A 24,555-nucleotide genomic window follows, 5' to 3' on the forward strand; every position below is an offset into this window, starting at 1 on the left:
GGTGCCGCGCTTGACCGAGGTGGTATCCCGGCGGCTCGCCGCTGATCCGGCCGTCACCCCCGATGTCGCACATGCCGTGCTCCGCTCCCTCGGCGGCGGCGAATCCGATGATCTGGCAACAGAATTCGACGGCTCCGGCATCTTCCTGCGCGCGATTCGGGTGCGCGGCTTCCGTGGCATCGGCCCCGAGGCGACCCTCGAGCTGCCGCCCGGCCCCGGTCTCACCCTGGTGGTCGGGCGCAATGGAAGTGGTAAGTCCAGTTTCGCCGAGGCCGCCGAACTGGTGCTCACCGGCAGCAATCGCCGTTGGGACGGCCGGTCGGCGGCCTGGCGCGAGGGCTGGCGGAATCTGCACGACGGCGCATCGGCGCGGATCGAACTCGAATTGCTCACCACCGGAGCGGTTCCCGAGCTGACCATCGCCAAAGAATGGGCGCCGCAGGCGGAACTGAGTCAGGCGCATTGGACCGAACAGCGACCCGATACCGCGCCAACGGATTTCGATGGTGCGCGCTGGGCCGGTCTGCTGGAGCTGTACCGCCCCTTTCTGTCCTACAGCGAACTCGGCGCACTCGTCGACGGTAAGCCGAGCGACCTGTTCGACGCGCTGCATCGGCTGCTCGGCCTAGACGAACTGACCGTGGCGCAGGAGCGAATCCGCACACGTCGGCTGGAACTCGAACGCGCCGTGCGGGATTCGCGCCAGGCGCGTATCGAACTGGTCGCCGCATTGGAGACGGTGGCCGACGATCGCGCGGTCCGGATGGCGGCGCTGCTGCGCCCGGATCGGCCCGATCTCACCGCGATCGGCCGTGAAGTGCTCGGCACGGCCGAACATCCGGTCGGTCCGGACGGGTTGCGCGCGATCGTGCGCCTCGCCTTGCCCACCGGTGCCGAGGTCGAAGCCATCGCCGCGCGCCTCGAACAGTGCCGTGCGGTGCTCGCACGCGATTCGACCGCGGACGCCGAGGCCGATCTGCGGGTGCTGGAGTTGCTGCGCCGGGCGCGCGATCACGTTGCCGCCAGCGGGGAATGCGCATGTCCGGTGTGCGGGCGCGGGGAGCTCGACGCGGCGTGGTTGCGCGGTGCCGAGGCGGCGATGGTCGAGCTGACCTCCCGGGTCGACGCGCTCGCGACCGCACGCGACGCGCTGCGGCAGGCCGTCCGCGACGCTCGCGCACTGCCCGAACATATTCCGCCGGAGCTGGATTTCGATCCGCGCAATCCGCCCACCGTCGACACCACCGCGGTACGCCGAGCCTGGACGGACTGGGCGGCGCTGACCGGCGCCGACTACACCCCGGACCTGCCCGATCGACTGCGCGGTGCGCACGCGCGCCTGGTCGACGAGCTGGAACTATTGCAGCAGGGCACCCGCAAGGAATTGAACCGCCTCGACGAGGTGTGGTCGCCACTGGTGCCGCGCATCAACGCCTGGCTGGACGGGGCACGCGCGATCGTCGCGAACGGCGGTGAACTGCGCACTCTCAAACGCGCCGAGGACTGGCTGAAGTCCGCGACGGCCGGTTTGCGCGGTGAGCGAATGGCGCCGCTGGAGACCACGGCGCGCTGGGTCTGGCGCACGCTGCGTCAGCAGAGCAATGTCGAACTCGGCGCGATTCGGTTGCAGGGCAATGCCGGAACCGCGCGCCGGGTGCTGCTGGATGTCACCGTGGACGAGGTGGACGGGGCCGCGCTCGGCGTGATGAGTCAGGGTGAGCTGCACGCCCTCGGACTTTCCCTGTTCCTGCCGCGAGCGACCGTGGAGGACAGTCCCTTTCGCTTCGTCATGATCGATGATCCGGTGCAGGCAATGGATCCGGCGAAGGTGGACGGGCTGGCCAGGGTGCTCGAGGTAATGGCGTGGACGCGGCAGGTGATCGTGTTCACCCATGACGAGCGGCTGGCCGAGGCGGTGCGGCGGATGCAGCTCGACGCCAGCGTGCTCGAGGTGCAGCGGCGCGAGCGCTCGGTGGTGGAAGTGCGGATGTCCAGCGACCCCATCCGCCGCTACCTCGACGATGCGCGCTCACTGGTGCGCACACCACAGCTGCCCCCGGCGATCGCCGACGAACTGGTGGCCACCTGCTGCCGCTCGGCCGTGGAAGCGGCGAGCCTGGCCAGGGCGCGCCGAAATCTATTGGCCGCTGGCATGGACCACCGCGACGTCGAGCGCCATATCGAAGGTGCGCAGACGACCCGCGCGATGGTCGCCCTGGCGGTGATGGGTATCGGCGGCCGCGTCGACGACCTCAACAAACACCTTGCCCGCGAAGGCAAATGGGTTGTCGACGCTTTGCGCGACGCCACCGCGGGCGCCCACGTGCCGATCGGCCGTGGCATGCGCGACCTGATCGCGGACACCGAAAAGTTCGTCGGATGGTTGCGGCAATGAACGGCTGCTGTGTCGTGATCTCGGCCCGGGGACCGCGCTGGTGACCGGGCCGGATGGTGACGGTGCAGGCAGGCCGCGCGGTGGTGTGGACGAGCCGGGTGTCGGGAGTGTGGGTGGGCGGGGGGGTGGTGCAGGTGGGCCGCGTGACGGTGTGAGCGGACCTGGTGGAGGTGCTGGCGGGCCGCGTGATGGTGTGAGCGGGCCGGGTGTCGGGAGTGTGGATGAGCCGGGTGATGGTGCGGGTGAGCTCGGTAGTGCGGGCGGACCGGATGGTCGTACAGGTAGGCCGGGGGGCGGCGCAGGCGAGCCGGGTGGTGGTGTGGGCGGGCCGGGTGTCGGGAGTGTGGATGAGCCGGGTGATGGTGCGGGCGAGCTCGGTAGTGCGGGCGGACCGGATGGTGGTATGGGTAGGCCGGGGCGCGGTGCAGGCGAGCCATGCGTTGGTGTGGACGCGCCGCGCGGTGGTGGTGATGTAGGCGGGCGGGGTGGTGGTGCTGGTGGATCGCGCGGTGGTGTGAGTGGGTCGGGCGTTGTCGGTGTGAGTGGGACAAGTAGTGGTGCTGGTCGGCCCCGCGGTGGTGACGGTGCGGGTGGGCTTGGTGGTGCTGCGGGCGGGTCGCGCGGTGGTGCACGTGGTTCGGGCGGCGGTGCAGGCGGACCCGGTAGTGCGGAGGCAGGGGATGGACGGGGCGCGGAGGGTTCGCGACGGAAGACGGGGCGGCGGGGTGGAACTGGAAGGCGGGGCGGGGGCCGTCGACAGGGCGAGGCAGGTCGGCGGGCCGAAGCGGGTCGGAAGGGTGGCGGGCGCAGGCAGGGCGCGGCGGCGCGGCCGACTCCGCCGCGGCCGACCGTGGCCGAGCGGTTCGATGCCGTGGATCGGCTGCTCGACGGGTCGGTGACCGATGCCGACGGGCTGTGGTCGCGAGCAACGGTATGGATCCTGCGGCTCGCGCTCGAGCAGTCCGTCGACGAGCTGTGGTTACAGGTGGCACCGGAATTGGCGCGCTGCCCGATGCGCGCACAACTGCTCGCCCTACGCGTCTTCGCAGGTCACGACACCGCCGCCCAAGTAGCCACCGTATGGTCGGCACTGTCGCGCGCCGCGCACCACCACGACTACGAACTCGCCCCGAGTGTCACCGAACTGCGCCGCTGGCGCGACCAAACCGCCGCCATCGCCACATCTCTGGCCGCCTCCGCGGTCCGGTAACCGCATCGGCGCGCCGATACGTTCACGCGATGGCAACCGCGCATGGGCCCGCCCGAGCGCGCCGCGCGCCAGCAGCCGGGCATTGGCGCGCACGCACCGGCAGCTTTGGGGCAAGAGCGGGTCGCGCACTGGCTGCTTGTGCAAGAGCGGGTCGCGCACTGGCTGCTTGTGCAAGAGCGGGTCGCGCACTGGCTGCTTGTGCAAGAGCGGGTCGCGCATCGGCTGCTTGTGCAAGAGCGGGTCGCGCATCGGCTGCTTGTGCAAGAGCGGGTCGCGCATCAGCAGCCTGGGCAGGAGGGGTCACGCATCGGCAGCTTGCGCAAGAGCAGATCACGCACAGGCTAATTGCGTAACACGCAGTGGCACATCAGTATTCGCGCGTCGGCAACCTGCTCGATGGCACCGTCGTGCATGGCAGACCGCCCGATGGCACCGCCGTGCATCCCAGGGCCGTGTGAAGGCATAGCCATGCATCGAAAGACCACAACAGTGCGACCGCGTATCAGCAGGTCGCGAGTTGGCGTTGCCGCGCATCGGCAGGCCTGGCGGTGCTCGCCCATGTGACGGTGTGGTCGTCGATCGCGGATCGACGTGCGGTTGGATCTGTCGATGCTGTTGTGCCGCAAGGCATTCGCATCGCGAGGTGGGGCTGGTTCAGGAAAGAGAGAACAGGCCGAGGATGCTGGCCACCAGCGAGAGGCTGGTCGCGGCGATGGACGAACCGGTGCTCAAGATGTTCAACACATTCAGCATTCCCATGGTGGGCTCCTTGATCGGTGCCGACACTTGCGTTTATACGCACGGTGATTCGTCGCCTCGAAGTTGCCGGATCGCCGATCTCGCCACCCTATCCAGCGACACTCCGAGCGACACGCCGAAATTGTCTGTATAGCCCCAAGAACATCCAAGTCGCCGAACCATTGCCGAGCACCCGCCATCGAAATCCCTTCGCGCTCAGGCGGCTCGGTCGAACCTCAAGGGTCAAGATCAGCTAGCGGGCGGCGCCATCGCCAGAGTGTCGGCTTTGCCTGATCTTGGCCGGCTCGGTGATTCTGGTCGGCGGTTATCGAGGGCGCGCGACTCTGCCGCAGTACCCCCCTGTGCGCCGCGGTCCGCGCGGCGAGCAAGATTCGGGATATGGACGAGTCCCGGCCGTGTCCGTGTAAGCGTGGAGAACCGTTCGGTCTGTGCTGCGGACCGGTGTTGGCGGGGGAGCGGCCCGCGGCGACGGCCGAGGCGCTGATGCGTTCGCGCTATACCGCATTCGTGGTCGGCGATGCCGAATACCTGCTGCGGTCCTGGCATCCGCGTACCCGGCCGCAGGCGCTCGAGCTGGATCCGGACCAGCGCTGGCTGTTTCTGGAGATCCTGCGCACCGAGCGCGGCGGGCCATTCGACGATGCGGGCACTGTCGAGTTCATCGCCCACTTCCGCGCCGACGGACGCCGCGGCTCGCTGCACGAGGTCAGCAGATTCACCCGCCTGGACGGCGCCTGGGTCTACCTCGACGGCGTCATCGAACCATGAACGGTAGCGTGCCACCCATGCCACGTGTCGCGATCGAGTACTGCACGCAATGTCGCTGGTTGCTGCGCGCGAGCTGGATGGCGCAAGAATTGCTGAGCACCTTCGCCACCGAACTCGGCGAGGTGGCCTTGATCCCGGGCACCGGCGGCGTCTTCCGCATCACCGTCGACGGCGACCAGGTCTGGGAACGCAAGGCGGACGGCGGTTTTCCCGATATCGCCGTACTCAAACAGCGGGTACGCGACCGAGTGGCCCCCGACCGTGACCTCGGCCACGCCGATAAGCGCGACTGATCACCATGCATGACGCTCACGAACCCCGGGTCGTGAACGTCGTGGGCTGGCGCGACGTCCACAATCAGGTCGCAAATGTGATCTAGGTCACACGAATCACTTTGTCCGGATCAACGGCGGATCAGCAGCCGCACCCACCGCCACAGCATCCACCGCCAGCGGGCCGCGGCGCCGGCGCGGGCGACGGTGCACCACCGCTACCCCTGCTGACCGTGGCAAATGTGGTCAGCAGCTTGACCGTGTCGTCGTGGCCATTGGGGCAGGCCGCCGGATTCGACGCCTCCGCCATCGGGCGGTTGACATCGAAGGTGTCGCCACAGCTGCGGCATCGGAAGCTATAACTCGGCATCGGCCCAGCGTAGCGCCCGGGTGCTGTGATGCGACTTACCCGTCCAACCGTCCGGGTGGACGTACTCTCGAATGAGAGATCGCTAGGCGCTGGACCCGGCCGGAGCAAACTCGCAGCGCACTGCCCGGGTCGTGGGCAGGAGGTGCGGGAAGATGACCACTCAGTTCGATGCCGAACCGGACTCCGAGGTCGGCGACACCGAGCCGGTAGCGCAAACGACCTGGGGCCGCGTGCGCGGACGGTGGGACGGACCGGTCGCGGTGTGGCGCAGCATCCCGTACGCCTCCGCACCGGCGGGGCCGAATCGGTTCCGGCCACCGCTGCCGCCGCGGCCATGGGATGGGATCCGCGAGTGCACGACCTTCGGCGAAATCGCGCCGCAGACGATGGGCAATATGGTTCCGGTCGACTCCGGTCTGCGGATGGGAGAGGACTGCCTGTGGCTCAACGTCTTCTCACCCCGCAGTTCCGCCGATACCGGTGCGCCGCGGCCGGTGCTGGTGTGGCTGCACGGCGGCGCCTACTGCCTCGGCACCGCGGCCCAGGGCATCTACGACGGCCGCAGGCTGGCCGAAGCCGGCGACGTCGTGGTGGTGACGGTCAACTACCGGCTCGGCGCGCTCGGCTTCCTCGATTTGTCGTCGCTGTCCAGCGAGTTCACGCCCAATCTCGGTCTGCACGACCAGCTCGCCGCGCTGGAGTGGGTGCGTGACAATATCGCCGCATTCGGCGGCGATCCGGGAAATGTGACCCTCTTCGGTGAATCATCCGGCGCCGGATGCGTGACCGCATTGCTGACTTCGCCGCCGGCGGCCGGGCTTTTCCACCGGGCTATCGCGCAAAGCCCGCCTGCGACAACGGTTTTCGGCCAGGAGCGGGCCGCTGGTGTGGCGCGGCGCTTGCTGGAACTGATGGAACTGCCGTTCGCCCGCGCGAATGAACTGCTGGAATGCCCGATCGAACGGATCGTGACCGCGGCGGGCGTACTGCTCGATGAGATCCCATTGCGGGAGCCGGGCAGGCTGGCCGCCGCGCCGGTCGTCGACGGCGACCTGGTTCCGACCTATCCGATCGACCGCTTCCAGCGTGGCCGATCACATCGCGTGCCACTGATCATCGGCACCAACAAAGACGAGGCATCCCTGTTCCGCGTGCTGCGTTCGCCGATCATGCCGGTGACCCCGGACGCGGTCAACGCGATGCTGCGCGATGTGGCCGCCAACCACCCGGATATGTCACCCGAGCGTATCGCCGAGATCACCTCCGCATACCCGGATCTCGCGAAAACCCGTGGCGCGCTGGCCATGTCGACCGATGCGGCCTTCCGGATGCCGGCCCACTGGGTCGCCGACGGCCACGCCGCGCACTCACCGACCTGGATGTACCGCTTCGACCATGCCACCCCGATGCTGAAGGCGGCTCGCGTCGGCGCGGGCCATGCCACCGAATTGCCTTATGTCTTCGGCAATTTCGGCACTCTGAACCACGACCCCACGTTCTGGCTGGGCGGCCGCAAGGTAGCCATGGAGGTCTCCGGCCGCATGCAGCGCCGCTGGCTCGCCTTCGCCACCCACGGCGTCCCCGCTGCCATCGACGGCTCCAAACACTGGCCGCCGTACCGGCCCAACACCCGCACCACCCTCCTAATCGACAATATCGACCGGGTAGTCGACAATCCGGACCGCGACCTGCACACCGCCTGGGGTGAACAAGCCGTCGGCTTCAGCTGAGCAGTCAACGCATGTCTCCCGGGCACCTGGGATCGCACCGGACCGGGGAACGGCCGCACTGTGTGCGGAGTGCCGTCGCTAACGGGATTTCGGCTTGGGGCTGGTGCGCAGGTGGGCGCGCTCACCCTGTTTGCCGAAGAGACTGAGGAATTCGACCGGTTCGGAGTCGGCGGTGCCGAACCAGTGTGGAACACGGGTATCGAATTCGGCGGCCTCGCCGGGGGTGAGGATGACATCGTGTTCGCCGAGGACGAGGCGCAGGCGTCCGTTGAGGACGTAGAGCCATTCGTAGCCCTCATGGGTTTTCGGATCGGGCTCCTTGCGGCTGCTGGCGGGAATGACGAGTTTGTATGCCTGAATGCCGCCCGCGCGGCGGGTGAGCGGCAGCATGGTCATGCCGTGGCGGGTGATCGGGCGCAGGTGGATGCGCGGGTCGCCGGTGGGCGGCGCGTCGACGAGTTCGTCGAGGGTGACGCCGTGTGCCCTGGCCAGCGGCAGCAGTAGTTCGAGGGTTGGACGGCGGGTACCGGATTCGAGACGGGACAGGGTGCTGACCGAGATGCCGGTCGCCGCCGACAGGTCGGCCAATGTGGTTTCGCGCTGGCGGCGCAGCGTGCGCAGCCGAGGTCCGACCGCGTCGAGCGCATTGCCGAGGTCGTCGTCCATGTCATCAGTTTGCCATATCGGCAAGTATGTTTGCCAAGTTCGCCGCCGGTCCCGCATGGTCGTCGTGAGGAGGTGGTCATGGTGACGGATCAGCTGAAAGATGACTACGACGTGGTGGTGATCGGCGGCGGCGCCGCGGGATTGAGCGGTGCGCTGATGCTGGCTCGGATGCGACGTTCGGTGGTCGTGCTCGATGCGGGCCATCCGCGCAATGCCCCGGCCGAGGGTGTGCACGGACTACTCGCCCGCGACGGGACCCCGCCCGGCGAGCTATTGGAGCGCGGTCGCGCCGAGGTCCACGGCTACGGCGGACAGGTGGTCGGCGGGGAGGTCACCGCCGTGGTGCGCGACGGCGAGGGCTTCGCGGTGACCGTGGACGGCCGATCGGTGCGGGCGCGCCGACTGTTGGTGACCACCGGACTGGCCGATGAGCTACCAGAGGTGCCGGGGTTGCGCGAGCGATGGGGCCGGGATGTGATCCACTGCCCGTACTGCCATGGCTGGGAGGTGCGCGATCAGGCTATCGGCGTGCTCGGGACCGGGCCGATGGCGGTGCACCAGGCATTGCTCTTTCGGCAGTTGAGTGCCGATGTCATCTACTTCGCGCACATGAATCCGCCGTTGACCGCCGAGCAATCGGAGCAGTTGGCCGCCCGCGGTATTCGCGTAGTAGACAGTCTGGTGACCGCTCTGCGCATCGTCGACGACCGTCTCACCGGAGTTCGATTGAGCGACGACACCGTGGTCGCCCGCGATGTGGTGGTGGTTGGGTCGCGAATGGTGGCCCGCGCGCAGTTCCTCGATACCCTCGGACTGCGCCCGACCGAACACCCGGCCGGGGTCGGCGAGTACATCCCCACCGACCCGGCCGGCCGAACCGATATCCCCGGCGTCTGGGCCGCGGGCAATGTCACCGATCTGATGGCCCAGGTCGGCGCGGCCGCAGCGGCGGGCGCAGCCGCGGCAGCCCAGATCAACGCGGACCTGGTCGCCGAGGAGACCAACCGAGCGGTCGCGGCGTACCGGGAACCGGTCTCGGCGGAAACCGAAGCACAGCTGTGCGAAGCGCTACCGGGCGACCGCCGCCACGGCATCTGACACCAACCGGCCGCGCTGCGCGGACCCGGTCGCCGAGACTCCCGGTCGGCGGTTGTCGCCTACCGGGTCTCGGTCAGAGCCGAAGCGGTGCGAAATGGCCGCAGGCGATCGTCGCCCCGGCTCGTACCGCCGCAACGCTGCATGTGCTCGCGGCCTCCGACACCAGGCGCAGCTCAGACCGCAGTAGGTTCGGGGGCAGCCGCGCGGTGGCCGAGGCGGACCGGCATCCGCTCGTATCCATGCAGCGTGAACAACTTTCGGCGTTGCGGCGTCCCGTCGAGCCGCAGGTCGGGGAAGCCTTCGAACAGCGACTGCAACGCGAAGGTGGCTTCCATGCGGGCCAGGCTGGCACCGAGACACGCGTGTATGCCGCTGCTGAATGTCAAGTGCTCCTTGGCATTCGCGCGGCCGACGTCGAAAACATCGGGATCGGCGAAGACCGCGGGGTCTCGATTCGCACCCGCCAGCGACAGCACGATCGTGCTGCCCTTGTGTAGCTGGATACCTTCGAATTCGAAGTCGGTCGATGCGATTCGCGCCGTCGTCTGCACCGGGGCGTCGATCCGCAGCACCTCTTCGACCGCATTCGGCCAGAGGTCCGGTTCGGCGCGCAACCGATCCAATTGTTCGGGATGCGCGACCAATTGAGCGACACCATTGCCGATCAGGTTGACCGTCGTCTCGAATCCCGCACCCATCAGCAGACTCGCGGTCGCCTTCAGTGCGAAGTCATCGAGTTCACCGGCGGTGACCAGGCTGCTGAGGATATCGTCGCCCGGTTCGCGGCGCAGTCGCGCGATATGCCCGTCGAGGTAGCGGTTCATCACCTCCATCGCCCCGAGCGCACGCCGGAACGCCCGCCAAGAGATCCCGACATCGAGCAGCGGGGTCATGCGATCGCCCCAGTCCAGGAATACCTGTCGGTCCTCTTCCGGGAAGCCGAGCATTTCCGAGATGATCGCGATCGGCACCTGCGCGGCGTACGACTCGATCAGATCGGCCGAGCCGCCCGACGGCAGCGCGTCGAGCAGTTCCTCGGTGACCGTCTCGACTCGGTCCCGCAATCTGCCGACCGCCCGCGGAGTGAAGGCCGAGGCGACCGGCTTGCGCATCCGCGTATGCGCCGGTGGGTCGATGACCAGCATCGACGGCGGCTCGACCGGATTGGGCGGCAGCGGAAGCCGTTCGGCGAGCAGTTGCAGCGGCTTCGGAATATTGAAGGTATCGGTGGTGCGCACACCGAACCGGTTGTCCCGCAGCACACTTCGGCACAGATCGTAGTCGAAGCTGGCCCACGCGATGGGGGTGCGCAGCAGCCGACCCTGCCCGCGCAGTAGCTCGATCAGCGGGTAGGGATCGGCCAGGCCGTCCGGTCCGCCCATGAGCTGGGCGAACGGATCACCGCGCCGCGCCTGCGTGCGCAGGGCCAACCGAGGCGCACCCTGCGTCGACAACCAACGGAACCAATATTGCGGCTTCATCTCACCAACCCCATCGTTGTGCGATAGCTCCACCGTACTAACCGCCCGGCCTGAGTGGAACGTCCTATGGTCGGACGCCCGCCTATACCGGGGTAGGAGGTCAGCCGCGCTGCGCGGTGACCCGCTCGGATTCGATGCGCCGCTGGCGCAGCGCTGGATCGGGATTGACCACCTGCACCAGCGCGGCCCCCGCGACCAGCACCGAGACGAATCCGTCGATCAGTTCGGCGGCGGTATCCCAGGGTGTGCTCGACAGCACCCGGTCGCCCTCGCCGAACCCCTGCCGCAATGCGGATTTCCTGGCCTCGGCCAGTACCTCGGAGACCGGCATACCATCCAGCGCCACCCCGGTACCGCCCGGCAGGAAGTGGTCCCCGTGCACCCGCACGGATGTGGCGAAATCGGTGATACCGATCGGTAGGTCGCGCACCGGCATCCCGAAGGCGTCCAGCGAGAGCGCGGCGACCTCGGCGATACCGTCGGTCTCCGCCAGCCGCTCGGCGGTGGTCAGCGCCAGATCGGCGTCCGGATCGGGTCCGAGCACCACCTCGGTCCCGGCCCACCAGCAGCCGAGCAGGACCGCGGCGGTCTGCCAGTGTGCCGGCAGCAGCACCGCGACCCTGGCTCCCGGGCTCAGCCCGAATTCGTCGCGAATCAGATTGGCGGTCTTGGCCGCCCAGTTCGCCAGCGTCAGCCCGGATAGCTCGATCCGGGCGCCGGTGGCATCGTCGTAGTAGGTGACGCGCGGACCCGCTGGATCGCGTTCGAGGATCGGATCCAGCACCGCCTCGGTGAGGGTCAGTTTCTGGTCTTGGTCACGCATCGTTCAATTCACGCATGGTCAATTCACGCATTTCGGTCCGTTCTGGCCTGCGTCGATCGGTGGGGCGGGCGGCACGGGCGTTGCGGTGCTCGACGTTCCGGAGAAGTCGAACATGCGGCTCACGGCCGAGCCCGGACCAGAATAGTCGCTTGCCAGTACGACGCTGACCGAATCGGGCGACATCGAGGCATCGGAGACGATGGTCAGCCCGCCGAGTGCCTGTGCGACCGCCTTCGCCTTCGGATTCGAGGTATTCACCGCGAGCACTCGGCTGCCGGTGACGGCGGGCCCGGTGTAGTTACCGACCAGTCCCTCCTGGAAACCCTTGGCCCGCAAAGCCTGTGCCACCTGACCGGCCAGTCCGCCGACCCCGCTCGCATTGAACACACTGACGCTCACCGAGGCCGGATCGATCGTCGGCTCGCCATGATCGGCGGACCTGCCATCGACCAGCCCCGCCACATACGCCTCGACCGCCTTCGGATCGACTCGGACGACCGATTCACCGTCGCTGGTCGTGTCATTGAGATCGGCGACCGGCACCGTCTCGAAACTGACCTGACCGCCCGTCAGATCCTTCAGCTGATGCAGGAACGCCAGCACATCCCAATGATCGTCCAGCACAACGGTGCGCCCGACCGCATCACTGAGATTCTTCAATTTGCCCGGATTGCCGAGCGTTTTGGCACTGAGCACCTGGCCGACCAGCTGCGCCATGAAGACCTGCTGGCGCACGATCCGGTCCAGATCACCGCGCGGCAGATCGTGGCGCTGACGCACGAAGCTCAAAGCCTCTGGGCCGTTGAGCTTCTGGCGGCCCGCGCGGAAGTCGGCGCCGGACATCCATTCGTCGACGGGGTTGTTCAGGCAGACATCGACGCCGCCGACCGCATCGGTCAGCAGTACGAAGCCGAGCAGACTGACCTCGGCGTAGTGGTCGACGGTGATGCCGGTGAGATTGGCGACGGTCTTGATCAGCGCCTGACGGCCCGCTTGGGTGGACTGCTTTTCCGCGTCGGCCTCCGAGAGGCCCTGCTTGGTCAGTTTCAGCCGCTGGGCTTCCTTGGTCGCGCCGTAGGCCGAGTTGATCTTGCCCTTGCCCATGCCGGGAATATCGACATAGGAGTCGCGGGGAATGGAAATGGCAGTGGCGGAGCGGCCGTCGTTCGGGACGCGGATCAGCACGATGGTGTCGGTATTGGTGCCGACCTCATCGCCCGCGTGCAGCATGGCGCGCTCGTTATTGCTGAGCGGATTGCCGTGCGCGTCGGTGCGGCTGTCCACGCCGACCAGCAGGATGTCGACGGCGCCGTCGCGGCCACCGCCGAGCCCGAGGCCGCCGATGCGTTCGATATTCGAGATCAGCGAGTCCACACTGTGCCAGGCGAATCCGGTGATGAGCAGGATCAGCACCGCCCCGACCGCGATGAACGCGCGCAGCGGTCCGAAGCCGCCCTCGGCCCCGGATGGCCGCGACGACGCTGTCGCCCTGTCCATCTGCCGCACCACTGCATCCTCTCGCCGAACCCGGGTATCAATCCTGAGCTGTGCTCGCCGAGCGCTTCCAGCTGATGTTCTGCCTGCGCAGCGCCGGTTTCATCGCAGTCGACGCGTTGCTGACTCGACCGCCCCGCCCCCGGTACCCCCGTTTCCGTTGCCTCAAGGCTAACCAACGGTTATCCGAGCGGACCTCAACCGCTGGTGTCCCGGCGTGCCAGACTCGTGCCCGTGACCGCGATATCGCCCTCCCCGACCGTAGCCGCGCGCCTTGTCGTGACCGGGGCGGGCGGGCAGTTGGGCCGCGAACTCCTGCGCCGCGCTCCCGCCGCCCGTGCCCTCGGTCACGGTGAGTTGGACATCACTGACGTCGATGCCGTTGGTGCCGTGCTCGAACCGGGCGATGTGGTGCTGAACTGCGCCGCCTACACCGCCGTCGACCAGGCCGAAGCCGATGCCGAAGCCGCCTTCGCCGGGAACGCGACCGGACCGGCCGTACTCGCCGCGGCCTGTGCCCGGGTTGGCGCCCGGCTGATCCATATTTCGACCGACTATGTGTTCGCGGGTACCAGCGACAAGCCGTACGAAACCGATGACCCGGCCGATCCGGCGACCGTCTACGGCCGATCCAAATCGGCGGGCGAGCAGGCCGTGCTGGAACTGGCGCCACAGGCTCACGTGGTGCGCACGGCGTGGGTATACACCGGGCGCGGAAGCGATTTCGTTGCCACCATGGTGCGGCTGGAACGCGAACGCGACACCGTCGACGTGGTCAGCGATCAACTCGGCTCCCCGACCTACGCCGCCGACCTGGCCGCGGGACTACTGGAATTGGCCGGCCGGCCGGACGCGCCCCGGGTGCTGCACGCGACCAACTCCGGCCAGGCCAGCTGGTTCGACTTCGCGCGGGCGGTATTCACGGGCATCGGCGCGGATCCGACTCGGGTCCGTCCGTGTGATTCGACCGCATTTCCGAGACCCGCACGGCGCCCGGCATATTCGGTGTTGTCCAATCGCTCCTGGGCCGATGCCGGACTGACTCCGCTGCGGCCGTGGGAGGCCGCACTCGGGGACGCGCTGTCGAGGTTGTCCCGCTAGGCTGGGCGGCCGTGAGTGAATCTGTGGCCCCCGGTGGGCTTGTCGTCGTCACGGTGACCTATTCACCTGGCGAGCACCTCGAGCACTTCATCACTACCCTGGCCGCTGCCACCAGCGAGAAGCCACAGGTGATCCTTGCCGACAATGGGTCGGTGGACGGGACGCCGGAGCTGGCGGCGGAGGCGAACTCGCACGTGCGACTGCTGCGGACCGGCGGCAATATCGGCTATGGCGGCGCGATCAACCGGGCGGTCGCGGAGATCGATCCGAGCGTCGAATTCATTGTCATCGCCAATCCGGATATCCGCTGGGGTGCCGATTCCATCGACAAGCTGCTCGCCGCCGCGAAGCGCTGGCCGCGCGCGGGTGCGCTCGGGCCGATGGTGCGCGAACCGGACGGCAGCGTCTACCCCTCCGCGCGCTCGGTTCCTGGTCTGCTCGACGGCGCCGGTCATGCCATTCTCGGCACGGTGTGGCCGTCGAACCCGTGGACGCTGCGCTACCGCCAGGACAATGAGGAGATCTCCGAGCGGGCCGTCGGCTGGCTGTCCGGTTCGTGCCTGCTGGTGCGGCGTGCGGCCTTCGATTCGATCGACGGCTTCGACTCCCGCTACTTCATGTACATGGAGGACGTGGACTTCGGCGACCGGATGGGCAAGGCGGGCTGGCACAACGTCTTCGTGCCCGACGCCGAGGTCACCCATGCCAAGGGACATGCGGCCGGACGCCATCCCGAGGTGATGCTGCCCGCCCATCACGCGAGCGCGTACCGATTCCAGGCCGATCGGCATCCGCACTGGTGGCAGGCCCCGTTGCGGCTGGCGTTGCGGGCCGGACTTGCGATCCGTTCCCGAATTGCGGTTCGATCTGCGCTGCGTCAACAGGCGCAGGAAGCTCAGGGCTAGCGTCACAACTACGGCACGCGACGGTGCCCGGCGCATGTCGCCGGGTACTGAACTGGTGTCGAAGGTGTCGAGTGCACCAGCGAGGACGATCCACTGTGAACAGGGGAGCATGATGGCAGGAAATGCAGGCACCGACGCCGTGATTCTGGTCGGCGGTCAGGGCACGCGGTTACGGCCGCTGACCCTGTCGGCGCCCAAGCCGATGCTGCCCACGGCCGGACTGCCGTTCCTCACCCACCTGCTGGCCCGCATCGCCGATGCCGGTATCAGCCATGTGGTGCTCGGCACCTCGTTCAAGGCGGAGGTCTTCGAGGAGCACTTCGGCGATGGCGCCGAACTCGGTCTGGAGCTCGAGTACGTCACCGAGACCGAGCCGTTGGGTACCGGCGGTGGGATTCGCAATGTGCTGCCCAAGCTGCGCGCGGACAACATCATGGTGTTCAACGGTGACGTGCTCGGCGGCACCGATCTCGGCGCGATCCTCGACACGCACGAGTCCACCAACGCGGATGTGACGCTGCACCTGGTGCGGGTGAGCGATCCGCGCGCGTTCGGCTGCGTGCCCACGGACGAGAACGGCCGGGTCACCGCCTTCCTGGAGAAGACCCAGGACCCGCCGACCGACCAGATCAACGCCGGTTGTTACGTCTTCCGGCGCGAATACATCGAGAAGATTCCGGCGGGCCGCCCGGTCTCGGTGGAGCGGGAAGTCTTCCCGGCACTGCTCGCCGAGGGCGCCCGCGTCCAAGGTCATGTCGACTCGTCCTACTGGCGCGATATGGGCACCCCCGAGGACTTCGTCCGCGGCTCTGCCGACCTGGTCCGCGGCATCGCCCCCTCCCCGGCCCTGCCCGGTCAGCGCGGCGAATCCTTGGTCCACGAGGGCGCCGGTGTTGCCCCCGGCGCCGTACTGATCGGCGGCACCGTGGTCGGTCGCGGCGCGGAGGTCGGCGCCGGAGCCCGTCTCGACGGCGCGGTCCTGTTCGACGGCGCCCGCATCGAAGCCGGCGCCACTGTAGAACGCTCCATCATCGGCTTCGGCGCCCGCATCGGCCCCCGTGCCCTCGTACGCGACGCCGTCATCGGCGACGGCGCCAATGTCGGCGCCCGCTGTGAACTACTACGCGGCGCCCGAGTCTGGCCCGGCGTCCAAATCCCCGACGGCGGCATCCGCTTCTCCACCGACGTCTGAGCCCCAAGCGCCTACTCCGGGCGGATTTTCCAGATGTAGCGGGTTTTGGGGCGGCCTGCTCGGCCGTAGTCGGATTTGCGGTCGACCAGGCCGTCGTCGGCGAGCTTTTCGAGGTAGCGCCAGGCGGTGATGCGGGAGACGCCGACGGTGGTGGCGGTGTCGGCGGCGGTGACTCCGCCGGGGGCGTCGCGGACGGTGCGGGAGATTTCGTCGAGCGTCTGGGGGGCGACGCCTTTGGGCGCGGTGGCGCGTTGGTCGGAGGTGCGCAGGGCGCTGAGGGCGCGGTCGATGTCCTGTTGGGAGATGGCGGTTTCGCCTGCGGGTAGGGCGGTGCGGAATTCGCGGTAGCGTTCGAGTTTGTCGCGGAAGGCGGCGAAGGTGAACGGTTTGAGCAGATACAGGACCACGCCGTAGGAGACGGCGGTGCGCACCATGGCCAGGTCCCGGGCCGAGGTGATGGCGATGACGTCGGGGCGGGGCGCGAGGCCGGTGAGCGCGGCGGCGACGTCGAGGCCGCTGGCGTCGGGCAGGCCGATATCCATGAGCACCAGGTCGATCGGCGCGCTCTCGGCGGCGGCATCGGCGGCGGCGCGCATGGCCTCGCGGCCGGTGTGCGCGACGGCGACCGGGGTGAAGCCGGGAATGCGTTCGACGTACGCGCGGTGCGCCTCGGCGATCAATGGCTCATCCTCGACGATCAACACTCGGATCATCGCGCGTCCTTTCGCGGAATCGTCACGGTCACGGCGCTTTCCGGATCTCGTTCGGTACCGATCACACCGTCGTGGCGGTCGACCAGTCGGTGTACCAGCGCCAGGCCGAGGCCCTGGTGGTCGGCTTTGGTGGAATAGCCGCGTTCGGCGGCGCGGGCGAAGGTCTCGGCGGACATTCCGGGTCCACTGTCGGCGACCCGGACGAATAGCGCCGAATCCCCGTTCTCCGCTCGCACCGCATCGAACGCCGCGGCCAGCTCGATCGCGAGCGCCGGATCGGCCGCCGTCGCCGGATCGCAGCCGTGGTCCGAATCCTGTTGGCGCACAGTAACTTCCACCCATCCATCGGCGCCCTCGGTGGCCGCGTCGATGGCATTGTCGATCAGATTGCCCACCAGCGTCACGGTCTCCTGTGCCGACAGCGGCGCGGTCGAATCGAGCGCCGTATCCTCGGTGATCGTCAGCTCGATGCCGCGTTCGGCGGCCTGGTTCACCTTACCGAGCAGCAGCGCCGCCAATGCCGGGTCACCGACCGAGGTCAGCAGCCGATCGATAAGGGCTTGGGACAGTTGGAGTTCCGCGGTCGCGAACTCCACCGCCTCCCGGTAGCGGCCGAGCTCCACCATGGTGATCACGGTGTGCAGCCGATTGGCCGATTCGTGTGCCTGCGCGCGCAGCGATTCCGCGAAACCGCGCACCGAATCGAGTTCGCCCATCACAGTGCGCAGTTCGGTGTGGTCGCGAATGGTGATCACGGTGCCGATCGGCCGCCGCTCCCAGGTGACGACATCCTGGTTGACCAGCAGAATCCGATCCGTGGTCACATGCATCTCGTCACGGACCACACCCCAGCTCATGCGCTGCATCGAGATCGGCAGATCGCCGCGCACGACCATGCCGTCGGGCAGATCGAGCAACCTGCGCGCCTCATCGTTGACCACCTCCGCGCGTTCACCGGTCGGCCCGAAAACCACCAGCCCCTCGTGGATCGAATGCAACACCGCGTCGTGCTGCTCGTACAACGTGCGCAGCTCAGCGGGCGCGAGACCGTGCGTCTGTCGGCGAATCCGGCGACTCAACAGGAACGAACCCGCCGCCGCGACCGCGAGGCCAGCGGCGGCGACGCCGAGGATCAGCGGCAGCTGCGTGCCGACCTGATCGCCGATCCGCGCCCGGGTCACACCCGCCGAGACCAACGCGATGATGCGCCCGTTGTCATAGACCGGAGTAACCGCCCGGATCGAGGGACCGAGTGTGCCGGTGAAGGTCTCGGTGAAGGTCTCCCCGGCCAGTGCGCGGTCGATATTGCCACTGAACGGCTGCCCGATGCGCTCGGGCATGGTGTGGGTGTACCTGGTGCGGTCCGGCGCCATCACCACGATGAAGTCCATGCCGGTCTCGAGGCGGGTCCGCTCGGTCACCGGTTGCAGCAGCGCGGTCGGGTTGGGGGTGTGCAGCGCCTCGACGGTGGAGGGCGCCTGCGCGACGGTCACCGCGACATCGGTGACCTCCCGCGAGGTGGTGACATCGCTGTCGTGCCGGGCGTCGAGCACCGCGAGCACCGCTCCGATGCCGATGACCAGCCCGAGCACCACGAGCTGGAGTACGAAGGCCTGTCCGGCCAGCGATAGCCGACCACGTCCCCCGTACTGCTCACCGCGCAACACTGTCTTTCCTCTAGCCATTGAACGTAATGCACCAAAGCGTGACCGCCGTCACCTCCAGAGCCAACATTGTGCACGTGATGGCGTGAGCCACCTCACCCCGGTACCAATGAAGAGGACTTTCCCCGCTATGAGCGATGTGCAGAAACGGCAGCCGCGCGACCGCACCCACTGGCTGTATCTCGGCGTGATCATCGCCGTAATCGCGGGAATTCTGGTCGGCTGGCTGGCACCCGAATTCGGTCAGGACGTCGCGCCGCTGGGCACCATGTTCGTCAATCTGATCAAGATGATGATCGCGCCGGTCATCTTCTGCACGATCGTGCTCGGCATCGGATCGGTGCGCTCGGCGGCCAATGTCGGCAAGGTCGGCGGGCTCGCGCTCGGGTACTTCCTGGTCATGTCGACGGTGGCGCTCGCCATCGGAATGGTGGTCGGCAATCTGCTCGAGCCGGGCTCCGGCATGAATATCGCCAAGACCGCCAAACAAGGCGCGAAGCTGGCCGATCAGGCCCATGCCGCGGGTGGCACCTGGGACTTCATCCAGAGCATCATCCCGACCACCCTGGTCTCCTCGTTGACCACGGGCAGCGTGCTGCAGGCGCTGTTCATCGCCCTGCTGGTCGGATTCGCGCTGCAGGCCATGGGCGCGGCCGGGGAGCCGATCCTGCGCGGTGTCGCGTCGCTGCAGAAGTTGGTGTTCCGGATCCTGTCGATGATTCTGTGGCTGGCCCCGATCGGCGCGTTCGGCGCGATCGCGAATGTGGTCGGCAAGACCGGCCTGGACGCGGTGAAGCAGTTGGCGCTGTTGATGGTCGCGTTCTACCTGACCTGTCTGGTGTTCATCTTCGGCGTGCTCGGCGTGCTGCTGTGGGCGGTATCGCGGGTGTCGATCTTCAAACTGGTCCGGTACCTGGCTCGCGAGTACCTGCTGATCCTGGGCACCTCGTCCTCGGAGTCCGCGCTGCCGCGGCTGATCGCGAAGATGGAGCATCTCGGCGTCGAGCGCACCACCGTGGGTGTGGTTGTGCCGACCGGATATTCGTTCAACCTGGACGGCACCGCCATCTACCTGACCATGGCGTCGCTGTTCATCGCCGACGCGATGGGCAAACCGCTCAATATCGGTGAGCAGATCGGCCTGCTGCTGTTCATGATCGTCGCGTCCAAGGGCGCGGCCGGGGTGACCGGCGCGGGTCTGGCCACGCTGGCGGGCGGACTGCAGAGCCATCGCCCCGAACTGCTCGACGGCGTCGGTCTGATCGTCGGCATCGACCGGTTCATGTCCGAAGCCCGTGCGCTGACCAACTTCTCGGGCAATGCCGTCGCCACCGTGCTGGTGGGCACCTGGACCAAGACCATCGATATGGAGTGGGTCCAGTCGGTCCTCGACCGCAAACTGCCCTTCGACGAGCGGACCATGGTCGACGATGGCCACGGGCTGCGGACACCACAGGAGCCGGACGCCGTCGATATGGTGAAGGCGTAGGGCCTCGTCCGAACGAGGAGATAGACCGTGACCGCCGAACGATGGTTCCCGACCGAAGGTGATCTGCACCTTCGGATCTGGATGGCCGGTGTGGTCTTCGACTACGCCGCCACCGCGGCGGCGGTCCGTAATCTGATCCACGACTGGCGGCGAAAGCACTGGTGCACAATCGAATTGATTCGCGAAACCGTTGAAGACGGTCGACTGCTGCCGCGCCTGCCCTGCGAACGCTTGTTCCTCGGGTCGTGACCAGCAGCGCGAAGGGGCCCGCAGATCAGATCTGCGGGCCCCTTCGTGGTGTGCGGCTCAGCTGGCCCACTTCTCCGGGTTCAGGTGGTGCTGGGTGATCGCGGTGGCGTGCCCATGTCCGAAGCCGTGCTCGGATTTCAGCCACTCCACGAGTTCCTTGTGCGAGTTCAGGTTCGAGGCGACCATGGCGGTCTTCCACTCGTCGATGGTGCGGCCGTATTTGGCCTCGATCGACGGGAAGTAGGACGCGGGGCCGTGCGGTTTGGTCGCCATGGTGTTGATCTCCTGTATTCGTCGTGCGCTCATCGGTTTGGACGAAGCCGTCGTCGGAAACTCATCGCGCACACCGCAATTGTGCGCCGGATCACACACGGCGGCGCCGACCCGCGGTGTGGGTCGGCGCCGTGCTGTGCGATCCGGCTGGAATGCCGTCGTATCGGGATCGACCGGGTCGATCAGGCGTTGACCGCGACGGCCGTGGTCGACCGGGTGGCCACGCTGCGCTCGCGGAGCAGCAGGATGCCGGTCGCGATGACGAAGACCGCCGTCAGGCCGTGCACCAGCAGCGCGGTGGCGGTGGAGCCGTGCCAGCTGAGGACGGTGACCATGTCGCCGATCGGGACCAGCGCGATCACCAGGGTCACGATGCCGAGGGCGTAGCGCTGCCTTGTGGCGAGCAGCACCAGGATGATCAGGCCGGAGACGGTATCGCGCACCCCCTTGAGGTTCATGAACGCGACCGCGTCACCCGAGGGCCATTCCGGCAGGCCGAATCCGGTGGCGGTGGTTTCCGGGGTGACCAGGTAACTGATGCCGATGTAGAGGATGAAGGCCGCGCCGATGAGGGAAAAGGCGGTGGCGATGCGCGAGATGGTCATGGCGTGCTCCTCGATGTGGCGCTCGTGCCGCTGCTCTTGTTTCTAGCGTTGCTAGATATGAGAGCAACGATACTGAAGCTTCGTTAGTTTGTCTAGCGCTGCTAGAATTTTGCTATGACCACGCAGAACCGCAAAGAGCGCGAACGCGCCGAACGCCATCAGCGCATCATCGACACCGCCCGCGAGCTCGCCGAAACCTCGGGCTGGGAGGCGGTGACCGTGCGCCGCCTCGCCGAGAAGATCGAATACAGCCAGCCCGTGCTCTACAGCCACTTCGCGGGCAAGGCGGCGATCGTCTCGGCCGTCGCCGAAGAAGGCATCGTCGATCTCACCGCACAGTTGCGCGCGCGGCGGGCCCGCGCGAAAACGCCGGTCGAGGCGCTCGAGGCCATGGTGCGCGGCTACCTGGACTTCGCGACCGAGAATCCGGCCCGCTACGACGCGATGTTCGTCCTCAACACCGAACTCACCTTCGGCAACGATGCCCCGCAGGCGCTGAAGGACGCGTTCGGCGAGATCCAGAGCGCCTACGCGCCGTTCGCGGGCGAGTTCGATCTGCAGGCGGGCACCGAGGTGCTCTGGAGCACGTTGCACGGCATAGCCACCCTGGATCGCAGCGGCCGCCTGGTCGATGACCTGCGCGAAGAGCGCATTCGGGTGCTACTCGGCCAATGGACGCAGCAGAGCGCGAATAGGTGATCGATACCTCTCGCGGGTGACGGCACGGGCCCGGGGCGGCGCGGCAGAATCGAGGTATGCCAGATGTCGTTGTCGTCGGTTCCGGTCCCAACGGTCTCGCCGCGGCGGTGATCCTGGCCCGTGCCGGACTCGACGTCGAGGTGCACGAGGCGGAGACCACCGTGGGCGGCGGATCTCGCACGCTCGAGCTGACGCTGCCCGGATACCGGCACGATTGCTGCGCCGGAGCGCATCCGATGGCCTTGGCCTCGCCCGTCTTTCGTGCCTTCGACCTGGCCGCACACGGTGTCGACCTGCTCACACCCGAGGTGTCCTACGCCCATCCGCTCGACGGCGGCAGAGCCGGACTGGCTTGGCGGGATCTCGACCGCACGGTGGCCGGTCTCGGCCGCGACGGCGCGACCTGGCGATCGCTGTACGGGCCGATGGTTCGACATTGGCAGTCGATTGTCGACTTCGCCATGTCTGATCTGCGCCGCCTGCCCCGGGATCCGCTGAGCGGACTGCGCTTCGGGCTGCGGGTACTGGAACAGGGATCACCCCTGTGGAATACGCGCTTTCGGGATGACACCGCTCCCGCGCTGCTGACCGGCGTTGCCACGCACGCGATCACACCGCCGCGTGCCATCCCCACCGCGGGCGCCGCCATGCTGCTCGGCACTCTCGCCCATGTCGGCGGTTGGGTGCTGCCACGCGGCGGCAGCCAGGCCATTCCGGATGCGCTGATCGCCGAACTCGAACGTCTCGGCGGCAAGGTCAGCACCGGACACCGAGTCGACACACTCGACGAATTCGCCGGTGCGCGAGCGGTCGTGCTGGATACCGCGCCCGCCGAGCTGCTCCGCATCGCGGGGGACCGGCTGCCAGCGCGCTATGCGAAGGGGCTGCGCCGCTTCCGTTATGGCGGCGCGGCATGCAAAGTCGACTTCGCGCTGTCCGGACCGGTGCCGTGGCAGGCGGAGGGCTGTGCGCTCGCGGGGACCTTGCATCTGATCGGTACCCGTGCCGAAGCGATGGCGGCCGAAAGAGCCATCGCCGCAGGACAACACGCGGAGCGCCCGTACGTACTCGCCATCCAGCCCGGCGTTGTCGATGCGACCCGAGCCCCGGCGGGTGGGCACACCTTCTACACCTACGCGCACGTTCCGAACGGCTCCACCCGCGATATCAGCGACGATGTGATCGCCCAGGTGGAACGATTCGCCCCCGGTTTCCGCGACCTGATCCTCGCCAAGAATGTCGTCACCGGTGCCGAAATGCCCACTCACAATGCCAACTACATCGGCGGCGATATCTCGGCGGGCGCGATGACCCTGCCCCAGTTCGCCTTCCGCCCCGTCCCGCGCTGGAACCCTTATGCCACACCGCTACCCGGCGTCTACCTCTGCTCTGCTTCGACCCCGCCCGGTCCGGGGGTCCATGGAATGTCGGGATTGCACGCCGTTGGACATGTGCTACGTCGGGAGTTCGGAATTCGCACCGACCCACTGGATCTGCTGCGCACACCGCAACCGGCCTGAGCCCACACCTCAGCATTCGAAGCCGGGCGAAACGCGACAGCCACCCGGCACCCGGGGCCGGGCGGCTGCGGTGACGTGCCCGTCAGACAGTCTGCCTGCGGTAGAGGTCCGGCTCGAGATACATCACCCGTGCGGCGGGTACGGCGGTCCGGACCCGTGCCTCGGCATCGTCGATGGCCGCGGCGATATCGGCGATATCCAGATCGGGCACGATCGAGATCTTCGCCGCGACCAGGATCTCCTCGGGACCGAGATACTGGGTCTTGAGGTGGATCACCCGGTCGATGCGTTTGCCGTCGACCAGGTTGGCGCGGATCGCCCTGTCCTCCTCCGGAGTCGCGCCCTCACCGATCAGCAGGCTCTGCATTTCCACGATCAGGATCAGCGCGATGACGCCGAGCAGTCCGCCGATGGCCAGCGTGCCGATGCCATCCCAGACCGGATCATCGGTGAGCATGGTCAGCCCGACCGCGCCGAAGGCGAAGACCAGACCGACCAGGGCACCGGTGTCCTCGAGCAGCACCACCGGCAGTTCGGGACTGCGTGAGTTGCGGATGAACCGCCACCAGCTCGCATTTCCCTTGAGCGGGATGGATTCCCGCATCGCGGTGGTGAAGCTGTAACCCTCCAGGCAGATAGCGATGAACAGGATGACGATCGCGACGATCGGATTGCTCAGCTCCTCAGGATGCTGGATCTTGTGCACGCCTTCGTAGATGGCGTAGATCGAGCCGAGGGTGAACAGCACCAGCGCCACGATGAACGAGTAGAAGTAGCGATTGCGTCCGTATCCGAACGGATGCAGTTCGTCGGCATCCTGTGCGGCGCGGCGCTGACCGAGCAGCAGCAGACCCTGGTTGGCGGTATCGGCGACCGAGTGCACCGCCTCGGCCAGCATGGATCCCGAACCGGTGATGAATGCGCCGACGAACTTGGCCGCCGCGATCCCCGCGTTCGCCGACAACGCGGCGAGAATCGCCTTCTTGCCACCACCAGCCGACATGTGTGGACTTCCTCCTGTGTTGGATTTGCAGCACCTGCGGCGCTGCGTGTTCGCGGTCCCGAGTATCTCGGACGCG

General features: G+C 67.5%; 24 protein-coding genes. 14 read left to right on the plus strand and 10 right to left on the minus strand.

Annotation, left to right across the window (positions count from 1 at the left end; genetic code table 11):
* Nucleotides 1-19 precede the first annotated feature (19 nt).
* The 5 genes from ACQP2D_RS07935 to ACQP2D_RS07955 all read left to right on the plus strand — a co-directional run bounded on the left by ACQP2D_RS07935 (nucleotide 20) and on the right by ACQP2D_RS07955 (nucleotide 5,425).
* Nucleotides 20-2,395 (plus strand): AAA family ATPase, encoded by a 2,376-nt coding sequence (locus tag ACQP2D_RS07935; RefSeq protein WP_433685575.1) that lies wholly within the window; start codon nucleotides 20-22, stop codon nucleotides 2,393-2,395.
* Between the two features lie 221 nt (nucleotides 2,396-2,616).
* Nucleotides 2,617-2,871: a hypothetical protein gene (locus ACQP2D_RS07940; protein WP_433683059.1), complete on the plus strand. Its 255-nt coding sequence runs from the start codon at nucleotides 2,617-2,619 to the stop codon at nucleotides 2,869-2,871.
* 374 nt (nucleotides 2,872-3,245) lie between these two features.
* Nucleotides 3,246-3,605 (plus strand): hypothetical protein, encoded by a 360-nt coding sequence (locus ACQP2D_RS07945; RefSeq protein WP_433683060.1) that lies wholly within the window; start codon nucleotides 3,246-3,248, stop codon nucleotides 3,603-3,605.
* A 1,137-nt stretch (nucleotides 3,606-4,742) separates the two neighbouring features.
* Nucleotides 4,743-5,132: a YchJ family protein gene (locus ACQP2D_RS07950; RefSeq protein WP_433683061.1), complete on the plus strand. Its 390-nt coding sequence runs from the start codon at nucleotides 4,743-4,745 to the stop codon at nucleotides 5,130-5,132.
* Nucleotides 5,133-5,149: 17 nt separating this feature from the next.
* Nucleotides 5,150-5,425, plus strand: a complete 276-nt coding sequence (locus ACQP2D_RS07955; RefSeq protein WP_420772092.1) for a SelT/SelW/SelH family protein — start codon at nucleotides 5,150-5,152, stop codon at nucleotides 5,423-5,425.
* Nucleotides 5,426-5,546: 121 nt separating this feature from the next.
* On the opposite strand, the gene ACQP2D_RS07960 is transcribed toward ACQP2D_RS07955, so the two are convergent.
* On the minus strand, nucleotides 5,547-5,774 hold the full coding sequence (locus ACQP2D_RS07960) for an FmdB family zinc ribbon protein (RefSeq protein WP_433683062.1): 228 nt from the start codon (nucleotides 5,772-5,774) through the stop codon (nucleotides 5,547-5,549).
* A 152-nt stretch (nucleotides 5,775-5,926) separates the two neighbouring features.
* On the opposite strand from ACQP2D_RS07960, the gene ACQP2D_RS07965 reads away from it, so the two are divergent.
* Nucleotides 5,927-7,504: a carboxylesterase/lipase family protein gene (locus ACQP2D_RS07965; RefSeq protein ID WP_433683063.1), complete on the plus strand. Its 1,578-nt coding sequence runs from the start codon at nucleotides 5,927-5,929 to the stop codon at nucleotides 7,502-7,504.
* A 78-nt stretch (nucleotides 7,505-7,582) separates the two neighbouring features.
* Here the strand turns inward: ACQP2D_RS07965 and ACQP2D_RS07970 are convergent, their stop codons facing one another.
* On the minus strand, nucleotides 7,583-8,170 hold the full coding sequence (locus ACQP2D_RS07970) for a helix-turn-helix domain-containing protein (RefSeq protein ID WP_433683064.1): 588 nt from the start codon (nucleotides 8,168-8,170) through the stop codon (nucleotides 7,583-7,585).
* A 78-nt stretch (nucleotides 8,171-8,248) separates the two neighbouring features.
* On the opposite strand from ACQP2D_RS07970, the gene ACQP2D_RS07975 reads away from it, so the two are divergent.
* On the plus strand, nucleotides 8,249-9,268 hold the full coding sequence (locus ACQP2D_RS07975; RefSeq protein WP_433683065.1) for an NAD(P)/FAD-dependent oxidoreductase: 1,020 nt from the start codon (nucleotides 8,249-8,251) through the stop codon (nucleotides 9,266-9,268).
* A gap of 173 nt (nucleotides 9,269-9,441) precedes the next feature.
* Here the strand turns inward: ACQP2D_RS07975 and ACQP2D_RS07980 are convergent, their stop codons facing one another.
* From ACQP2D_RS07980 to ACQP2D_RS07990, 3 genes are all read right to left on the minus strand, one after another.
* Complete coding sequence (locus tag ACQP2D_RS07980) at nucleotides 9,442-10,749, minus strand: cytochrome P450 (protein ID WP_433683066.1); 1,308 nt, start codon at nucleotides 10,747-10,749, stop codon at nucleotides 9,442-9,444.
* A gap of 100 nt (nucleotides 10,750-10,849) precedes the next feature.
* The gene (locus ACQP2D_RS07985; RefSeq protein ID WP_433683067.1) at nucleotides 10,850-11,572 is read right to left on the minus strand and encodes a TIGR03089 family protein; all 723 of its coding nucleotides are present in this window, start codon (nucleotides 11,570-11,572) and stop codon (nucleotides 10,850-10,852) included.
* Nucleotides 11,573-11,590: 18 nt separating this feature from the next.
* Nucleotides 11,591-13,069: an LCP family protein gene (locus ACQP2D_RS07990; protein ID WP_433683068.1), complete on the minus strand. Its 1,479-nt coding sequence runs from the start codon at nucleotides 13,067-13,069 to the stop codon at nucleotides 11,591-11,593.
* Between the two features lie 231 nt (nucleotides 13,070-13,300).
* On the opposite strand from ACQP2D_RS07990, the gene rfbD reads away from it, so the two are divergent.
* The 3 genes from rfbD to ACQP2D_RS08005 all read left to right on the plus strand — a co-directional run bounded on the left by rfbD (nucleotide 13,301) and on the right by ACQP2D_RS08005 (nucleotide 16,264).
* Complete coding sequence (gene rfbD / locus ACQP2D_RS07995) at nucleotides 13,301-14,167, plus strand: dTDP-4-dehydrorhamnose reductase (RefSeq protein WP_433683069.1); 867 nt, start codon at nucleotides 13,301-13,303, stop codon at nucleotides 14,165-14,167.
* An 11-nt stretch (nucleotides 14,168-14,178) separates the two neighbouring features.
* A complete protein-coding gene (locus ACQP2D_RS08000) occupies nucleotides 14,179-15,072 on the plus strand; it encodes a glycosyltransferase family 2 protein (RefSeq protein WP_433683070.1) in 894 nt (297 codons plus the stop codon).
* 112 nt (nucleotides 15,073-15,184) lie between these two features.
* Nucleotides 15,185-16,264, plus strand: coding sequence for a sugar phosphate nucleotidyltransferase (locus tag ACQP2D_RS08005; protein WP_433683071.1), 1,080 nt, complete (start codon nucleotides 15,185-15,187; stop codon nucleotides 16,262-16,264).
* Nucleotides 16,265-16,275: 11 nt separating this feature from the next.
* On the opposite strand, the gene ACQP2D_RS08010 is transcribed toward ACQP2D_RS08005, so the two are convergent.
* Together ACQP2D_RS08010 and ACQP2D_RS08015 are read right to left on the minus strand one after the other, a co-directional pair.
* Complete coding sequence (locus tag ACQP2D_RS08010; protein WP_433683072.1) at nucleotides 16,276-16,977, minus strand: response regulator; 702 nt, start codon at nucleotides 16,975-16,977, stop codon at nucleotides 16,276-16,278.
* Nucleotides 16,974-18,662, minus strand: a complete 1,689-nt coding sequence (locus ACQP2D_RS08015; RefSeq protein ID WP_433683073.1) for an ATP-binding protein — start codon at nucleotides 18,660-18,662, stop codon at nucleotides 16,974-16,976. Before ACQP2D_RS08015 ends, ACQP2D_RS08010 begins: the two co-directional genes overlap by 4 nt.
* Nucleotides 18,663-18,771: 109 nt before the next feature.
* On the opposite strand from ACQP2D_RS08015, the gene ACQP2D_RS08020 reads away from it, so the two are divergent.
* Nucleotides 18,772-20,130, plus strand: a complete 1,359-nt coding sequence (locus ACQP2D_RS08020; protein WP_433683074.1) for a cation:dicarboxylate symporter family transporter — start codon at nucleotides 18,772-18,774, stop codon at nucleotides 20,128-20,130.
* A 27-nt stretch (nucleotides 20,131-20,157) separates the two neighbouring features.
* Nucleotides 20,158-20,379: a hypothetical protein gene (locus ACQP2D_RS08025; RefSeq protein WP_433683075.1), complete on the plus strand. Its 222-nt coding sequence runs from the start codon at nucleotides 20,158-20,160 to the stop codon at nucleotides 20,377-20,379.
* A gap of 57 nt (nucleotides 20,380-20,436) precedes the next feature.
* Here the strand turns inward: ACQP2D_RS08025 and ACQP2D_RS08030 are convergent, their stop codons facing one another.
* Complete coding sequence (locus ACQP2D_RS08030) at nucleotides 20,437-20,652, minus strand: DUF4287 domain-containing protein (protein WP_433685576.1); 216 nt, start codon at nucleotides 20,650-20,652, stop codon at nucleotides 20,437-20,439.
* Nucleotides 20,653-20,834: 182 nt separating this feature from the next.
* Complete coding sequence (locus ACQP2D_RS08035; protein ID WP_433683076.1) at nucleotides 20,835-21,257, minus strand: DUF4267 domain-containing protein; 423 nt, start codon at nucleotides 21,255-21,257, stop codon at nucleotides 20,835-20,837.
* 114 nt (nucleotides 21,258-21,371) lie between these two features.
* Between ACQP2D_RS08035 and ACQP2D_RS08040 the strand changes: the two genes are divergently transcribed.
* Complete coding sequence (locus ACQP2D_RS08040) at nucleotides 21,372-21,956, plus strand: TetR/AcrR family transcriptional regulator (RefSeq protein ID WP_433683077.1); 585 nt, start codon at nucleotides 21,372-21,374, stop codon at nucleotides 21,954-21,956.
* Between the two features lie 56 nt (nucleotides 21,957-22,012).
* On the plus strand, nucleotides 22,013-23,476 hold the full coding sequence (locus ACQP2D_RS08045) for a phytoene desaturase family protein (protein ID WP_433683078.1): 1,464 nt from the start codon (nucleotides 22,013-22,015) through the stop codon (nucleotides 23,474-23,476).
* Between the two features lie 82 nt (nucleotides 23,477-23,558).
* Here the strand turns inward: ACQP2D_RS08045 and ACQP2D_RS08050 are convergent, their stop codons facing one another.
* Nucleotides 23,559-24,479: a cation diffusion facilitator family transporter gene (locus ACQP2D_RS08050; RefSeq protein ID WP_433683079.1), complete on the minus strand. Its 921-nt coding sequence runs from the start codon at nucleotides 24,477-24,479 to the stop codon at nucleotides 23,559-23,561.
* Between the last annotated feature and the right edge of the window lie 76 nt (nucleotides 24,480-24,555).

This window comes from Nocardia sp. CA-119907 (assembly GCF_050955995.1).
Classification (GTDB): Bacteria; Actinomycetota; Actinomycetes; order Mycobacteriales; family Mycobacteriaceae; genus Nocardia.

What these genes read in the sequence shown, in the direction of transcription:
- ACQP2D_RS07940 (WP_433683059.1), top strand. Translation starts at nt 2,617, where the DNA reads ATGAGCCGGGTGATGGTGCGGGTGAGCTCGGTAGTGCGGGCGGACCGG.
- ACQP2D_RS07950 (WP_433683061.1), top strand. Translation starts at nt 4,743, where the DNA reads ATGGACGAGTCCCGGCCGTGTCCGTGTAAGCGTGGAGAACCGTTCGGT.
- ACQP2D_RS07955 (WP_420772092.1), top strand. Translation starts at nt 5,150, where the DNA reads ATGCCACGTGTCGCGATCGAGTACTGCACGCAATGTCGCTGGTTGCTG.
- ACQP2D_RS07960 (WP_433683062.1), bottom strand. Translation starts at nt 5,774, where the DNA reads ATGCCGAGTTATAGCTTCCGATGCCGCAGCTGTGGCGACACCTTCGAT.
- ACQP2D_RS07965 (WP_433683063.1), top strand. Translation starts at nt 5,927, where the DNA reads ATGACCACTCAGTTCGATGCCGAACCGGACTCCGAGGTCGGCGACACC.
- ACQP2D_RS07970 (WP_433683064.1), bottom strand. Translation starts at nt 8,170, where the DNA reads ATGGACGACGACCTCGGCAATGCGCTCGACGCGGTCGGACCTCGGCTG.
- ACQP2D_RS07975 (WP_433683065.1), top strand. Translation starts at nt 8,249, where the DNA reads ATGGTGACGGATCAGCTGAAAGATGACTACGACGTGGTGGTGATCGGC.
- ACQP2D_RS07980 (WP_433683066.1), bottom strand. Translation starts at nt 10,749, where the DNA reads ATGAAGCCGCAATATTGGTTCCGTTGGTTGTCGACGCAGGGTGCGCCT.
- ACQP2D_RS07985 (WP_433683067.1), bottom strand. Translation starts at nt 11,572, where the DNA reads ATGCGTGACCAAGACCAGAAACTGACCCTCACCGAGGCGGTGCTGGAT.
- ACQP2D_RS07990 (WP_433683068.1), bottom strand. Translation starts at nt 13,069, where the DNA reads ATGGACAGGGCGACAGCGTCGTCGCGGCCATCCGGGGCCGAGGGCGGC.
- ACQP2D_RS08005 (WP_433683071.1), top strand. Translation starts at nt 15,185, where the DNA reads ATGGCAGGAAATGCAGGCACCGACGCCGTGATTCTGGTCGGCGGTCAG.
- ACQP2D_RS08010 (WP_433683072.1), bottom strand. Translation starts at nt 16,977, where the DNA reads ATGATCCGAGTGTTGATCGTCGAGGATGAGCCATTGATCGCCGAGGCG.
- ACQP2D_RS08015 (WP_433683073.1), bottom strand. Translation starts at nt 18,662, where the DNA reads ATGGCTAGAGGAAAGACAGTGTTGCGCGGTGAGCAGTACGGGGGACGT.
- ACQP2D_RS08020 (WP_433683074.1), top strand. Translation starts at nt 18,772, where the DNA reads ATGAGCGATGTGCAGAAACGGCAGCCGCGCGACCGCACCCACTGGCTG.
- ACQP2D_RS08030 (WP_433685576.1), bottom strand. Translation starts at nt 20,652, where the DNA reads ATGGCGACCAAACCGCACGGCCCCGCGTCCTACTTCCCGTCGATCGAG.
- ACQP2D_RS08035 (WP_433683076.1), bottom strand. Translation starts at nt 21,257, where the DNA reads ATGACCATCTCGCGCATCGCCACCGCCTTTTCCCTCATCGGCGCGGCC.
- ACQP2D_RS08040 (WP_433683077.1), top strand. Translation starts at nt 21,372, where the DNA reads ATGACCACGCAGAACCGCAAAGAGCGCGAACGCGCCGAACGCCATCAG.
- ACQP2D_RS08045 (WP_433683078.1), top strand. Translation starts at nt 22,013, where the DNA reads ATGCCAGATGTCGTTGTCGTCGGTTCCGGTCCCAACGGTCTCGCCGCG.
- ACQP2D_RS08050 (WP_433683079.1), bottom strand. Translation starts at nt 24,479, where the DNA reads ATGTCGGCTGGTGGTGGCAAGAAGGCGATTCTCGCCGCGTTGTCGGCG.